The organism is Prauserella shujinwangii (assembly GCF_003001955.1).
In the GTDB taxonomy this organism is placed as follows: Bacteria; Actinomycetota; Actinomycetes; order Mycobacteriales; family Pseudonocardiaceae; genus Qaidamihabitans; species Qaidamihabitans shujinwangii.
In genome coordinates this window covers 407,638-421,382 of the sequence record NZ_PVNH01000005.1, presented here as the reverse complement: position 1 = coordinate 421,382, position 13,745 = coordinate 407,638, and the positions used below count along the sequence as shown (strand labels likewise).

The 13,745-nt window shown below is 72.2% G+C and carries 12 protein-coding genes; 6 read left to right on the top strand and 6 right to left on the bottom strand.

Annotated elements, in window-relative coordinates:
- Positions 1-92 precede the first annotated feature (92 nt).
- Complete coding sequence (locus tag B0I33_RS14755) at positions 93-1,340, top strand: alginate O-acetyltransferase AlgX-related protein (protein ID WP_106179315.1); 1,248 nt, start codon at positions 93-95, stop codon at positions 1,338-1,340.
- A 190-nt stretch (positions 1,341-1,530) separates the two neighbouring features.
- Positions 1,531-2,730: a flagellar basal body-associated protein FliL gene (locus B0I33_RS14750; protein WP_106179314.1), complete on the top strand. Its 1,200-nt coding sequence runs from the start codon at positions 1,531-1,533 to the stop codon at positions 2,728-2,730.
- 206 nt (positions 2,731-2,936) lie between these two features.
- On the opposite strand, the gene B0I33_RS14745 is transcribed toward B0I33_RS14750, so the two are convergent.
- The 4 genes from B0I33_RS14745 to B0I33_RS14730 are packed head-to-tail and all read right to left on the bottom strand — an operon-like array spanning position 2,937 to position 7,729.
- Positions 2,937-3,602, bottom strand: a complete 666-nt coding sequence (locus B0I33_RS14745) for a response regulator (RefSeq protein WP_181193292.1) — start codon at positions 3,600-3,602, stop codon at positions 2,937-2,939.
- Between the two features lie 5 nt (positions 3,603-3,607).
- Entirely contained in the window at positions 3,608-4,717 is a 1,110-nt protein-coding gene (locus tag B0I33_RS14740) for a sensor histidine kinase (RefSeq protein WP_245900687.1), read from the bottom strand.
- A gap of 20 nt (positions 4,718-4,737) precedes the next feature.
- On the bottom strand, positions 4,738-5,607 hold the full coding sequence (locus B0I33_RS14735; protein ID WP_106179313.1) for a hypothetical protein: 870 nt from the start codon (positions 5,605-5,607) through the stop codon (positions 4,738-4,740).
- 16 nt (positions 5,608-5,623) lie between these two features.
- Positions 5,624-7,729: a molybdopterin oxidoreductase family protein gene (locus B0I33_RS14730; protein ID WP_106179312.1), complete on the bottom strand. Its 2,106-nt coding sequence runs from the start codon at positions 7,727-7,729 to the stop codon at positions 5,624-5,626.
- 84 nt (positions 7,730-7,813) lie between these two features.
- On the opposite strand from B0I33_RS14730, the gene B0I33_RS14725 reads away from it, so the two are divergent.
- From B0I33_RS14725 to B0I33_RS14715, 3 genes are read left to right on the top strand one after another with little or no spacing between them, the layout of a single operon-like run.
- On the top strand, positions 7,814-8,347 hold the full coding sequence (locus B0I33_RS14725) for an RNA polymerase sigma factor (RefSeq protein ID WP_106179311.1): 534 nt from the start codon (positions 7,814-7,816) through the stop codon (positions 8,345-8,347).
- A complete protein-coding gene (locus tag B0I33_RS14720; RefSeq protein WP_106179444.1) occupies positions 8,331-9,239 on the top strand; it encodes a VOC family protein in 909 nt (302 codons plus the stop codon). Before B0I33_RS14725 ends, B0I33_RS14720 begins: the two co-directional genes overlap by 17 nt.
- Positions 9,240-9,244: 5 nt before the next feature.
- Complete coding sequence (locus B0I33_RS14715) at positions 9,245-9,610, top strand: ester cyclase (protein WP_181193291.1); 366 nt, start codon at positions 9,245-9,247, stop codon at positions 9,608-9,610.
- A gap of 94 nt (positions 9,611-9,704) precedes the next feature.
- On the opposite strand, the gene B0I33_RS14710 is transcribed toward B0I33_RS14715, so the two are convergent.
- Together B0I33_RS14710 and B0I33_RS14705 are read right to left on the bottom strand one after the other, a co-directional pair.
- A complete protein-coding gene (locus tag B0I33_RS14710) occupies positions 9,705-11,480 on the bottom strand; it encodes a gamma-glutamyltransferase family protein (protein ID WP_106179309.1) in 1,776 nt (591 codons plus the stop codon).
- Positions 11,481-11,513: 33 nt separating this feature from the next.
- The gene (locus tag B0I33_RS14705) at positions 11,514-12,821 is read right to left on the bottom strand and encodes a UDP-glucose dehydrogenase family protein (protein WP_106179308.1); all 1,308 of its coding nucleotides are present in this window, start codon (positions 12,819-12,821) and stop codon (positions 11,514-11,516) included.
- A 135-nt stretch (positions 12,822-12,956) separates the two neighbouring features.
- Here B0I33_RS14705 and B0I33_RS14700 point away from each other — a divergent pair, with 135 nt between their 5' ends.
- A complete protein-coding gene (locus tag B0I33_RS14700; protein WP_106179307.1) occupies positions 12,957-13,718 on the top strand; it encodes an SDR family NAD(P)-dependent oxidoreductase in 762 nt (253 codons plus the stop codon).
- Positions 13,719-13,745 lie beyond the last annotated feature (27 nt).

Below are 13,745 nucleotides of genomic sequence, written 5' to 3'. Positions count from 1 at the left end.
CGTATCGCGGCCGCTACGATACGCACGTGCCTCCCCCTGTCGGCCCTCGGCCACCGGCCGAGAACGCGCTTCCGCCGACTCCCGAGTCGTGGTTGCCGAACGAGCACAATCTCTACCGGCCGCGGCACAGTCCACGCCAGCGGACCGCGTTGACCTGCGCTCTCGCTTTCTTCCTTGCCCCCGCGATCGCGTTCGTTCTCGGCGCCCGGCCCGAACCTTTCGAGAACCGGGCCCTGCACGAGTTCCCCGACCCGGGGTCCGGCTGGTCATTCTTCACCGGGCTCTCGAAGTGGGCGACCGACCACCTGCCGCTGCGGGAGGCAGGCATCCGCGCGGCGAGCGGCATCAGCACAGGTGTCTTCGGCGATCCGCCGGCTGCGGGAACCCAAAGCCGCGGCGGCACTGTCGGCGTGAGTCCACACCAGGACCAACCGAGTGACATACCGCCCGCCGAGTTGTTCCCCAAGGTGATCACCGGCAAGAACGGCTGGCTCTACCTGGGCGAAGACATCACCGGCAAGTGCCTGGCGGCCATGGATGTCGATCAGGTCGTCGCCGCCCTCAACGAACTGAGGCGCGCGGTCGAGTCCTCGGGGCGCCGGTTCGAGCTGGTGGTGGCCCCGGACAAGTCGACGGTCGTACCCGAGCACCTGCCCGACGACTACGTCGGCAAGGACTGCTCCCAACGGCGGGCACGCGCGTTCTGGCAGCGGATCCCCACGGAAGCCGGTGCCATCGACCTCCGGCCCGCGCTGGCCGAAAGCGCCGCCAGGCTGGGCCGACCGCTCTACGACCCTCGCGACTCCCACTGGACGTTCGCGGGCGGGTTGACGATGACCAAGGCCGTCCTGGAACGAATCGAGCCCGGCAGTACGTCCAGCTGGAAAGTGTCGGCCAGCGGATTCCGCCCATGGCCAGCCGACCTGCTCGTCCTGCTCGGCCAGTCCGGCGAGCGACGGCTGCACACCTATGCACTTGCCCCTGACGGCAGTGCCGACCGCACCCGCTACATCGCGAGCGACTTCCGCACACCCCTCCGCGTGCGCCAGCCCAGCCTGCAGGGGACGACCGGAACCACGGAGGACAGCGTCGGGGTGATCGCGGACTCGTTCACGCAGTTCGCGACGCCCTTCCTGGCGGCGGCCGTGCCCGATCTCATGATCGCGCACGTCGACACGGTCGCCGAAGCGTCGCCGGACCGGCTCGCCGACATGCTCGTGGATCGGGACGTCGTCGTGGTCGAGTTCGTGGAACGGATCGTGGCCGGCGGCGGGAGCGCACTGCTGCGAGACGACGTCATCGGTCGGATCGCGGACGTCCTGGCGCGCAACCCAAGGTAACAACAGGGTGTCAACAGTCGCTCGAAGGACACAGAGCGCTCGGCACCCGATGGAGACCCAGTAAGTTCCCATCGGGTGGTCGACGACGGCACCCCGGTCGACGCGGTGCACAATGTGCTGGGTTTCGCAGTGGCCGGGGTGCGGGAGGCCGCTCGAGAATGCATGAAACTGTCCCGAAGGGGGGCCGGGGGTGACCTGGCAGGAAGAATTGCGCAAGCTGGACGAGGAACTCGCGTCCGGCCGCCTGTCTGCCGACGAGTACCGGACTCGCCGAGACCAGGTCCTGTCTTCTGCCGTGGCACCAGCGGAGCAGCAACCGCAAGGCACCGGCAACGCGGAGTCGACACAGGTGATCGAGCCGGTATCCGGGCAGCCCGGCGCATCCCAGCAGCAAGGTCAGTACCAGCAGAACGAGGCCACGCAGGCCGTGCCTCCGGGTGACGCGGGCGGTGAGCGCACCCAGGTCGTGCCCAACTGGCAGACCCAAGCGCCGCATTCGTCGCCCGCGGGCGGCTTCCCCCAGCCGCATTCGTCCTACGCAGGCTCCCCTCCTGCCGGATTCGCGCAGCCGGGTCAACAGCCGTGGAACGCACCGCAGGACGACCCAAGTCCCCCCTGGGGCGGTACCGACTTTCCTCCGATCGCCCCGCAGACGCACACCGACTGGGTGAGCCAGGGTCCCGAGACCTTCGAGACCACGTCGACCTCAGGCAGCGGCCGGAAAGTGCTCTTCTCCGTCCTCGGCGTGGTAATCGTGGCCGGGTTGAGCGTGCTGGTCTGGTTCCTGTTCATCAAGGGCGACGGTGAGAACCAGGCAGGCCCCGGACCGCAACCCAGCCAGCAATCACAGGCCGCACCCAGCCCGTCCAGCAGCGCTCTGCCGGAGCCTCCTCCCACCAAGGCGGTGCCCAGCGACAACGACGCGGCACTCATCGACCCTCCTGGCCAGACCCGGGACGGTGGTGGCGCCTTCGACCTCGCCACCCTGCGGGAGAACAAGCTCCTCGCCGAACCGGTGATCGCGGCGCTCGAAGACGGTGATCTGAACGAGGGCCTGCTCAAGGCGTCGAAGGATGGCGATTCCACCATCGGCCTGTACTCGCTCGAGGTCTCCGACGAGAACGCGGCCATCGAGGTGGCGCAGCAGTACGCGGTCGTCCAGCAGGAGGGTGGTATTCCGGCGGCCCCGGAGCTCTCGCTGCAGGGGGTGCAAGTCTTCGGTGCCGCCAGTGACGAGTCGGACAGTGTCTTCCGGGCCGTCTACGTGCTCTACAAGCGCGTGGTGATCGTCGAGGTCTACGGTCCGGACAAGAACGACGTGCAGCAGACGTTCGAGTCGCTGCTGGGTGACCAGATCGAGCACGCGCCACCGACGTACCGCGAGTCCTGAGGTCGCTCACCCGACACGCACGAGTGAATCGGGCGTGTCGGGCAACCTCGTCCCCCACTGCCGCGCCCCTCGAATGGAGCATCGGCTCCCGAAGGGAGGACGGCATGTGGCTCCAGATCGCCTTCGTCGCGGTGGTCGCGCTCGTGTTCGTCGTGCGCGTGACCCGCAGCCTGACGCGGGCCCGGCGCGGGCTGCGCTGACCCGCGTCACCCGGCCGGCCTGACCAGCCCCGACTCGTAGGCCAGCACCACGAGCTGCGCCCGGTCGCGGGCGGCCAGCTTGGTCATGATCCGGCTGACGTGCGTGCGCGCCGTCGCGGTCGAGATCACCAGCTCGTCCGCGATCTCGTCGTTGGACAGGCCGCCTGCCACCAGCGCGAGCACCTCGCGTTCCCGGCCGGTGAGCTCGCCGAGCCTGCTCGCGTCGATGCGCCGGTTCTCCGGCCGCGCCACGAACTCCGCGATGAGCCTGCGGGTCACCGATGGCGCCAGCAACGCCTCGCCGTCCGCCACCACCCGCAGCGCCCGCAGCAGCTCGACCGGATCGGTGTCCTTCAGCAGGAACCCGCTCGCGCCCGCCCGCAGCGCCTCGTAGACGTACTCGTCCAGGTCGAACGTGGTGAGCACGAGCACGCGAACCTCGGTCAGTTCCGGGTCGTCCGTGATCCGCCGGGTCGCCGCCAGCCCGTCCACACCCGGCATCCGCACGTCCATCACCACGATGTCCGGCCGGTGCCGCCGCGCGAGCGCCACCGCCTCCTCGCCGTCGCCTGCCTCGGCCACGACATCGAACCCGTCCTCGGTCTCCAGCAGCACCCGGAAGCCTGCCCGCACCAGCGCCTGGTCGTCGGCGAGCACCACGCGAACCACCATGTCACTCACCCCGCCTCGGCCACCGGGAGCACCGCCCGCACCCGGAAACCCCGCTCCGCGGGCCCAGCGTCCAGCTCACCGCCGAGTGCCTCGGCGCGTTCGCGCATGCCCCGCAACCCGTTGCCCACCTTCGGTTCGACGGCCCCCATGCCGTCGTCGTGCACGACGATCTCCAGCCGGCCGTCCCTTCGCCAGAACCGCACCTCGACCTGGCCCGCCCTGGTCGCGTGCCGGACGACGTTGGTGAGCGCCTCCTGCAGGATCCGGTAGGCCGCCGCGTCGACCGGCGCGGGCAGTTCGCCGGGCCGCCCGCGCAGCCGCACCTCGAGCCCCGCCGCCCGCGCGTGCTCGACCAGTTCGTCGAGCTGCCGCAGGCTCGGCGCGGGAGCCCGGCTCTGCCCGGTCCGCAACACGGCCAGCGTCGCCCGCAGGTCGGCCAGCGCCGTCGCGCTCGCCTCCTTGATCTCCCGCAGCGCCCGGACGGCCTCCTCCGGCCTGCGGTCGGCGACGTGCGCGGCCACGCCCGCCTGCACGTTGATCATCGCGAGGCTGTGGGCCACCACGTCGTGCACCTCACGGGCGATCCGCAGCCGTTCCTGCTCGGCGAGCCGGTACTGGTGTTCCGCCTCCTGTTCCCGCGCCGCCCGGACGGCGTCGCCCCGGTTGCGCACGGCCGTGCCGATCCCCAGGACGGCGACCACCCCGGTCGCGAACCCCGCCGCACCCACTCCCGGCAGCCACCCGGAACCCGCGGCGACGTGCGCGAAGTAGGCGGCCACCAGTCCCGCCCCGGACGTCACGCCCGCGACCAGCAGCCCTCTCGCCACGGTGAGCGTGAACAGCGCGACCGCGGGCACCACGATCGCGGGCCCGCCCGGGTACCCGGACGCGTAGTAGGACAACGCCAGCGCCGTCGTGGCCACGAACACCGGCAGCGGCCACCGCCTGCGGAGCGCCAGCGGCAGCGCGGCGACGACGAGCCAGCCGTAGCCGAGGGCGTCCAGCGGACGCGCCTCCGGCTGCTGCCCCGCGGCCACCGTGGTGATGACCAGGACGAACGCCAGCAGGACGACGGTGAGCACCACGTCGCCCCACCACTGCCTGGTCGTGAGCACCCACCGAAGCTACCCCTGGATCATGCGTGCGCGCGTCGGGTGAAAAGCGGCTTTCGCATTACGTCCGCTGCCTTACCGGCGAGCGCGACCGCCAGCAGGACCCCGCCGAGCATCCGCAGGGCTCCGACGGCGGCCTGCCCGTCCGGTTCGCCCATCAGCACGCCGGAGAACACGGCCCAGAACCCCCACGCGAACATGTCCGCCGATCCGGCCCACACCAGCGGTGTCGCGAACCGCAACCGGCCGCCGGCCAGCAGCACTACCCCCACGACGGCACCGAAGGCCAGCGCGGCGTCGATCCCGGGCAGCACGCGGGTGGCGAGGTTCCCGGTCCCGGTCACCGCCCACACCAGCTGCGTGCCGCCGGTGCCCACCGCCATGGCCGCCCCGGCGATGCCGGAGACGCCGACCGGACCCGGCGCGGTCCGCCGGGCGAAAAGCGGCTCCCACCTGTCCAGCGCGTACAGCACGAACGCGGTGAGCAACGTGCAGCCCTGCCAGGCGAACCCGCCGTACACGAGCGGGCGCACCCACCCGGCCAGCGCCGCCTCAGCCGCACCCCCGCCCAGCTCCACGCCGATCACCGGGATGCCGAGCGCGATCGGCAGCAGGAAGCCGGTGCCCACCCACATCGGGAACAGCACCAGCCACCCGGGCAGCCGCCGCCCCCAGTCCTGGGCGAACGCGAACGCGAGCAGGAGCGCCACGAGGTCCATGCCGCCGGTGACGGCGTTGGCGACGTACATCGCCGTGGTGTCCACGAGCTCGGGGTCGCGCAGGCCGAGGCTGCCACCCGAGAGCCAGCTGAGCTTGAGCGCGAGATACGGCACGGTACCCGCGACCGCCGCGTAGGCGGCGATCCGGCGCGGTTTCCGGTAACGGTCGGTCATGTCGTCCCCTCCGGGGCTAGCGGCTCGCCACCCGCACCGGCACCCCGGAGAGGGCGGCCGTGCCGGTCAGCGCGTCGAGGTGGTGCTCGTCGGTCACGTCGTTCGCGCTGACCCCCGCGTGCCGGGTGGCCACCCGCAGCAGCACGCCCGGCCGCCGGTGTCCCCAGCCGTGCGGCAGGCTCACCACGCCGGGCATGATCGCGTCGGTCACCTCGACCGGGACCTCGATCGTGCCCGCGGCGGACGACACCGTGGCCAGGTCACCGTCGGCGAGACCGCGCTCCCGTGCGTCGGCGGGATTGACCAGCAACGTACACCGGTCCCGGCCCTTCACCAGCCGCTCGTAGTTGTGCATCCACGAGTTGTTGCCGCGCAGCTGCCGCCTGCCGATCAGCACGAGGTCCTCGCGCGGCGGCCGGTCGAGCAGGCGGCGCAGCCGGGGCACGTCGTCGAGGTAGACCCGCGGTGCCAGGTTGATCTTCTTCCGGCGCGTGGCGAGCCTGCCCGGCAGCCGCCGCCGGAGCGGCCCGAGATCGATGCCGTGCGGCTCCCGCCTGAGCCTGCCGAGCGAGAGTCCCCGGTGCAGCTTCCGCAGCCCGAACGGCCCCGCCCGCAGCCCCAGCTCCAGCAACGGCTCGGGGCCGAACCCGCCGAGCAGCCGGGCCGCCGCACCACCACCCAGGACGCGGGTGGCCAGCTCCAGGATGATCTCCCAGTCGTGCCGCTGACCGGGTCCGCGCTCGAACACCGGCGGCGTGTACTTCGCGACGTTGCGCACGGAGTAGTTCGCCAGCGCCAGCTCGTAGTGGGCGCGTTCCAGATGGGTCGTCGGCGGCAGGATCACGTCGGCGTGCCGGGTGGTCTCGTTGAGATACGGGTCGATCGACACCATGAAGTCGAGGCCGTCGAGGGCCCGTTCCAGCCGCGCGCCGTTCGGGGTGGACAGCACCGGGTTGCCCGCCGACGTGATCAGGGCGCGGATCTGCCCCGTGCCGGGGGTCTCGATCTCCTCCGCCAGCGCCGCGACCGGCAGCTCGCCGCCGAACTCGGGCAGGCCGCGCACCCGGCTGCGGTAGCTGCCGAAGCTGCCCCGGTTGCCGGACACGGTGGCCAGTGGGACGGCGTCGATCGCGGGCGTGGTGAACATGGACCCACCGGGCTCGTCGAGGTGCCCGGTCAGCGCGTTGACCACGACGATGAGCCACGCGGTCAGCCCGCCGAACTCCTGGGTGCAGGCCCCGACCCGGCCGTACACGACCGCCCGCTCGGTCTGCGCCAGCTCCCTGGCCAGCGCGCGCACCCGCTCGGCCGCGACTCCGGTGACCGGCGCGGTGCGCTCGGGTGGGAACCCCCTGGCCACCTCCGCGAGCAGATCGACGCCCACCAGGTGCGGCGTGAGCCTGCCCGTGCACACCAGGTGCTCCTCGAACAGCACACTGACCAGCGACCACAGCAGCAGCGCGTCGGTGCCGGGCCGGATGAACAGGTGCTCGTCCGCGAGGTCGGCGGTCTCCGTCCGGCGCGGGTCGACGACCACCACGCGGCGGACCCGGCGCAACCGCGCGCGCACGTTCGGCGCCGTCATGATGCTGCCGTTGGACACCGCCGGGTTGCCACCGAGGCAGACGAACAGGTCGGTGCGGTCCAGGTCGGGCACCGGCATCAGCAGCTGGTGGCCGAACAGCTGCAACGCGGCCAGCATGTGCGGCAGCTGGTCCACCGACGTGGCCGAGAACAGGTTGCGGGTGCCGAGGGCGCGGAAGAACGGCTGGCCGTAGAGGATGAGCCCCGGGTTGTGGGCGGTCGGGTTCCCCTGATAAACGGCCAGCGCGTGCTTGCCGTGCCGCTCCCTGACCTGCCGGAGGCCGCCGGCCACCAACTCGAAGGCGGCGGGCCAGCTCACCTCCAGCCACTCGTCACCGTGCCGCACGAGCGGGGTACGCAGCCGGTCCGGGTCGTGGTGCACGTCGGCGAGCGCCGTCGCCTTCGGGCAGATGTAGCCCCGGGAGAACGGGTCGTCGCGATCGCCCCTGATGTCGGTGACCCGATCGCCCTCCACGGTCACCGTGATCCCGCAGGTCGCCTCACACAGGGTGCAGCTGTGGTGATGCCTGGTGGCCATGCCGCACAAGCTACGCGGGTGAAAAGTCGGCGGAAAGGCAGCGCGAGGTGTCGGAGAACGGCCCCGCCGAACGACGATGGGGGTGTGAGGGAGCCTCGGATACGCCCGGATCCGGCGTTCGCCCTGCTCGAGCTGTACGAGCGGGCGTTGCCGGAGGTGTACGGCTACCTGCTGTCGCGCTGCGGCAACCGCACGCTGGCCGAGGAACTGACCTCGGAGACCTTCCTCGGCGCGGTCGGGGCGTGCCGCAAGCAGGGCACGCCGCCGGTCAGCGTCGGCTGGCTGATCGGCATCGCCCGGCACAAGCTCGCCGACCACTGGCGGCGGCAGGCCAGGGAGGACCGTGGCCTGCGGCTCGTGCACCACGGTGAGCCGGAGACCGTGGACCCGTGGGAGGGCAGGCTCGACGCGCTGCGTGCCAGGCAGGTGCTCGCACGGCTCGGCCCCGCGCACCGTGCGGCGCTGACCCTGCGGTACGTCGACGGGCTCGGCGTGCCGGAGGTGGCGGGGCACCTCGGCCGGACCGTGCACGCCACCGAGGCACTGATCGTGCGGGCACGCGCCGCGTTCCGGCGGGAGTACGAGGGAGAGGAGGGTGGTCGTGACCGGGCCGAGTGAACCGCGGGACGCCTTCGACACCCTGCGCCGCCCGCACCAGCCGATCGAACCCGACCCCGAGTTCGCCGCGGAGCTGCGTGCCGCGTTGCGCGCCGCGGTACTCGCCGCAGGAGGAACCCAGATGACCACCACCGATAGCCGGACAGTGGGTTCGGCGGCCCGGATGGGCTCGCTGACCCCGTACCTGCCGGTGCCGGACGCCCGGCGCGCGATCGAGTTCTACGTGGCGGTGTTCGGCGCGACGCCGCTCGGCGAGCCGTTCGTCATGGCGGATGGCACGATCGGGCACGCCGAGGTCGCGATCGGCGACTCCGTGCTGATGCTCGCCGAGGAGTTCCCCGAGATCGGTCACGTGGTGGCGCCCTCGGGCGGGGCGACACTGCGGGTCGAGGTGCCGGACGCCGACGCGGCGGTGGAGCGCGCCGTCGAGCTCGGGGCGGAGCGGATCGGGCCCGTCGAGGACCGTGGCCACGGCCGTTCCGGCCGGATCCGCGACCCGTTCGGCCAGCGCTGGCTCGTCGCCATGACGGAGCGGGAGCCCACCCCCGAGCCCACGTACCGGCACGGCGAGGTCGGCTACTTCACGTTCACCGTGCCCGACGACGAGAAGGCCAAGGCGTTCTACGGCTCGGTGCTCGGCTGGCGGTTCGCGCCGGGCAACGTGCCCAGGGCGTGGCGGGTCGAGGGCAGCGGGCTGCCGGAGTCCGGGCTGTGGGGCGGGCAGGCCTACGCCGGCTGGAAGCTGATGTACGCCGTGGACGACCTGGCGGCCGCCGCCGACCGGGTGCGGGCGAGCGGCGGCGTGGTCAGGGAGCTGAAGGACGAGCCGTACGGCCGCACCGCCGACTGCGTCGACGACCAGGGTGTCGAGTTCTGGTTGTGGGAGGAGTGACCGACATGTACGACCGTTGGCTGCACGAGCTGTGGAACGGCGATCTCGCGAAGCTGGAGGCCATCGCGGCAGGCGTGGTGACGGCGGACTTCGTCGGCAACTGGCCGGGCAGGCCCGCGCTCGTGCGCGGACCGGACCAGCTGGCCGCCGTCGTCCGCCAGGGCCGGGAGATGTTCGACGAGCTCACCTTCGACGTCGAGGTGGGCCCGGTCGTCCAGGGGGACCTGGTGGCGGCGCGCTGGGTGGCGCACGGCGTGTACCAGGGCGAGCCGGCGCGGTTCCGCGGGCACGACCTGCTGCGGCACGACGGCGACCGGTTCACCGAGTACTGGGTGATCGCCGAGGACCCGACCGCGGGCGCACCGTCGTGAGTGAACAGGCGCAGCGGCGCGGAGCGCCGCCACCAGGGGCGGTGGTCGGACGACGGGCGGGCGGTTCTCGCCCCGTTTCCCAGTCGGGAGCCGGTCAGCGGCCCACGGCGTAGCCCTGCATGCCGCGCGGGTTGGCGGCGGCGTGCAGCAGGCCGGTACCGGGGTCCCGGGACACGGCGGACAGCCTGCCGAGCGCCCACCGGCCCGCGTCGACCACGTCGTGCCCGCGCTCGGCCAGCTCCGCGATGGCGGCCTCGCCGATCCGCGACTCCACCACCAGCTCGCGGGGCATCCACCAGCGCGGGTAGAAGGAGCTGGGGAACGCCGTGGTGTGCCAGGCGGGGGCGTCGATCGACTCCTGCAGGTTCAGCCCGCCGCGGGTGTGGGCGAGCCAGAAGCACAGCTGCCACTGGTCCTGCTGGTCGCCGCCCGGTGTGCCGAACGCGAGCACCGGCCTGCCGCCCCGCAGCGCGAGCGAGGGCGACAGCGTGATCCTGGGCCGCTTGCCCGGCGCCAGCGAGTTGGGCAGGCCCTGCTCCAGCCAGAACATCTGGGCGCGCGAGTCGAGGCAGAAGCCCAGCTCCGGGATCGTCGGGGACGACTGCAGCCAGCCACCGGACGGCGTCGCCGAGATCATGTTGCCGTCGGCGTCGACCACGTCGATGTGCACGGTGTCGCCGCGCGTCTGGCCGGAGGGACCGACGGTCGGCTCGCCGATCGCACCGGCCCCGGCCCGCTCCCCACGGGTCCGCTCCAGCACCTTCGGCAGCCGCGCCCCCTCGCCGCCCGGTCGCAGCTCGCCGCTGGCCTCGGCGCCGACCAGCGCTCGGCGCTGCTCGGCGTAGGCCCTCGACAGCAGCCACTCGACCGGCACGTCGTCGGTGTCGCCGTACCAGGCCTCCCGGTCGGCGAAGGCCAGCTTCGCGCACTCGGTGGCGAGGTGGACGGTGCGGGCGGTCGGCCTGCCGTCGACATACTCCAGCTCGTCGGCGAAACCCTCCAGCAGCCGCAGCTGCTGCGCGAGCACGGGACCCTGGGTCCACGGCCCGCACTTCGCCAGTCCCCACTCGCCGAAGTCGGTGACCAGCGCGTTCTCGTACGACGCCGACCAGCCGGCGAGATCGTCTCCGGTGAGCAGCCCGGCGTGGTCCCGCCCGGAGTCGTCGCGGAACGCGCCGCGGCTGAACGTGTCGATCGCCTCGGCGACGAACCCCTGCGACCACGCCCTGCGCGCGGCCTCGATCTGCTCCTCCCTGCCGGACACCGTCTCGGCCTCGGCGAGCAGCCGCTGCCAGGTGCGCGCGAGCGTGGGGTTGCGGTGCAGCGAGCCGGGCGTGGGTGCCTCGCCGTTGGGCAGCCACAGCTGCGCGGACGTGGGCCAGTGGTTCGCGAAGAGCCCGGCCACCGCGTCGATCGTCTCGGTGATCCGGCAGACGACCGGGACGCCCTTCCACGCGTAGGAGATGGCGTAGCCGAGGACGTCCCGCAGGCTCTTCGTGCCGTGGTCGCGGAGCAGCAGCAACCAGGCGTCCCAGGCACCGGGCACGGTGGCGGCGAGCAGCCCGCTGCCGGGGATGAGGTCCAACCCGAGGTCGGCGAAGTGTTCCGGGGTCGCGGCCGCGGGAGACACGCCCTGCCCGCACAGCACGCGCGGGGTCGGGTCGCTCGCCGTGACGAAGATGCCGGGCACCTGCCCGGCGGGACCGTTCAGGTGTGGTTCGGCCACCTGGAGGACGAAACCGGCCGCGACGGCGGCGTCGAAGGCGTTGCCTCCGTCCTCGAGGACGGCCATGCCGGTGGCCGAGGCGAGCCAGTGGGTGGACGCCACCATGCCGTGCGTGCCTGCGAGCTCGGGTCGGGTCGTGAACACGATGCCGACCCTACGGGTGAACGGTTCGTTCGCTCAACTAACTGAAGTCGCCAGCACACCCGCGCTCGACCGGCCGATTCCCTGCCAGCTCAGCCCCGCGTCGAGGACCACCCGGGGTTCCAGCAGGTTACGCGTGTCGACCACCGAGTCACCCCGCATCAACCCGGCCAGGAACGTCCAGTCCAGTTGCCGGAACTCGGGCCATTCCGTGAGCACGACCACGGCGTCGGCGCCGTCCGCCGCCCGGTAGGCGCTGTCCACCACGGTGAGGCCGGAAAGCTCCCGGGTCACCGCGGGGTCGTATGCGGTGATCTCGGCTCCGTGTGCCGCGAGCATCGAAGCCACCGACAGCGCGGGCGAGTCCCGCAGGTCGTCGGTCCCGGCCTTGAACGCGAGCCCGAGCAGGCCGATCCGCGCCCCGGCGAGCGTGCCGCCGACGGCGCCGGCGATCTTGGCGAGCACCCGGTCGCGCTGTGCGATGTTCTCCTCGATCGCCGCGGCGAGCAGACCGAAGTCGAACCGCGCCGCCTCCGCCGTCCGCAGCAGCGCGCTGGTGTCCTTCGGCAGGCACGAACCGCCCCAGCCGGGACCCGGCTTGAGGAACGACCGGCCGATCCGGCGGTCGTGGCCCATGCCCTCGGTCACGGCCTCGATGTCGGCCCCGAGCCGCTCGCAGAGCTCGGCGATGGAGTTGACGTAGGACAGCTTCATCGCGAGGAAGCAGTTGGCCGCGTACTTCACCAGCTCGGCGCTGGCGGCGTCGGTGACCACGCTCGGCGCGCCGAGCGCGCGGTACAGCCCGGCCACCCGGCGGGCCGCGGCCCGGTCGTCGGAGCCGACGACGATGCGGTCGGGGCCGAGGAAGTCGGCCACCGCCGTGCCCTCGCGCAGGAACTCCGGATTGGACACCACGGCGACGTCGGAGCGGCCGAGCAGCTCGCGGATGCGGCGCGCGGTGCCGACCGGAACCGTCGACTTCGTCACCACCGCGCAGCCAGGAGGCAGCGCGTCCCCGATCTCCGCGACGACCGCCTCGACCGCGCTCAGGTCGGCGGCACCGCCCGCGCCCATCGGCGTCGGCACGCACAGGAACACGGCCTCCGCGTCGGCCACCGCGTCCCGTGCCTGGCCCACGAACGAGAGGACTCCGCTGGTCAGCCCCTTGGCGACGAGCTCGGCGAGCCCTGGTTCCAGGATGTCCACCCGCCCCGCGGAAAGCCGGGCGACCTTTCCCTCGTCGACGTCGGCACACGTGACCCGGTGACCGAGGCTGGCCAGGCAGGCCCCGGTGGTGAGCCCCACGTACCCGGTCCCCACTACGACGATCCGAGCTGCGCTCATGTGCGAAAAGTCGCAGCCGAAGTTGACCGGCGAGCGAACGCCGGGGGAACCAGCGGGCAGCCATTGGTCGACGAATCAGCCGCGCGAACGAGCGTTAACCTGTGCGGGGGTTTCGCCGACCGAGAAAGGACGATCATGCAGATCAGCAACACCGCGGCCATCGTGACCGGAGGCGCTTCCGGGCTGGGCGGCGCCACCGCGCAGGCGCTCGCCGCGAAGGGAGCGCGAGTGTTCGCCCTCGACCTGGCCGGCTCGATCGAGAAGGCCCCTCGGGTCGACGGTGTGACCTACGTCGAGACCGACGTGACCGACCCCGAACAGGTCCAGGCCGCCGTCGACAACGCGGCCGCGGCCGGCTCCCCGCTGCGCATCGTCGTGAACTGCGCGGGCATCGGTCCCTCGGCGCGCATCCTGTCCAAGAAGGGCCCGCACGACCTCAACCTGTACCGCAAGGTCATCGAGGTGAACCTGATCGGCACGTTCAACGTGCTCACGATCGCCACCGAGGCCATGGCCAAGACCGAGCCGGTGGACGACGAGGGCCAGCGCGGCGTGGTGATCAACACGGCGTCGGTCGCCGCCTTCGACGGGCAGATCGGGCAGGTCGCCTACTCGTCGTCGAAGGGCGGCGTCGTGGGCATGACGCTGCCCGCCGCCCGCGACCTCGCCTCACACGGCATCCGGGTGATGACGATCGCGCCGGGCATCCTGGACACCCCGATGCTGGCCACCGTCAGCGAGGAGTTCCGCGCCAACCTGGCCGCGGGCGTGCCGTTCCCGAAGCGGCTCGGGCGGCCGGGCGAGTACGCCCAGCTCGCGCTGGACATCGTGGAGCACGACTACCTCAACGGTGAGGTGATCCGCCTCGACGGCTCCCTGCGCATGGGCCCGCGCTGAGCACCCGCAAGCCAACGAGCAGTGAAG

Excerpts from the sequence above, each read along its gene's own strand:
- B0I33_RS14745 (WP_181193292.1), bottom strand. The coding sequence starts at position 3,602 with ATGGTGGTTCGCGTGGTGCTCGCCGACGACCAGGCGCTGGTGCGGGCA.
- B0I33_RS14700 (WP_106179307.1), top strand. The coding sequence starts at position 12,957 with ATGCAGATCAGCAACACCGCGGCCATCGTGACCGGAGGCGCTTCCGGG.
- B0I33_RS14735 (WP_106179313.1), bottom strand. The coding sequence starts at position 5,607 with ATGACCGACCGTTACCGGAAACCGCGCCGGATCGCCGCCTACGCGGCG.
- B0I33_RS14705 (WP_106179308.1), bottom strand. The coding sequence starts at position 12,821 with ATGAGCGCAGCTCGGATCGTCGTAGTGGGGACCGGGTACGTGGGGCTC.
- B0I33_RS14730 (WP_106179312.1), bottom strand. The coding sequence starts at position 7,729 with ATGGCCACCAGGCATCACCACAGCTGCACCCTGTGTGAGGCGACCTGC.
- B0I33_RS14715 (WP_181193291.1), top strand. The coding sequence starts at position 9,245 with ATGTACGACCGTTGGCTGCACGAGCTGTGGAACGGCGATCTCGCGAAG.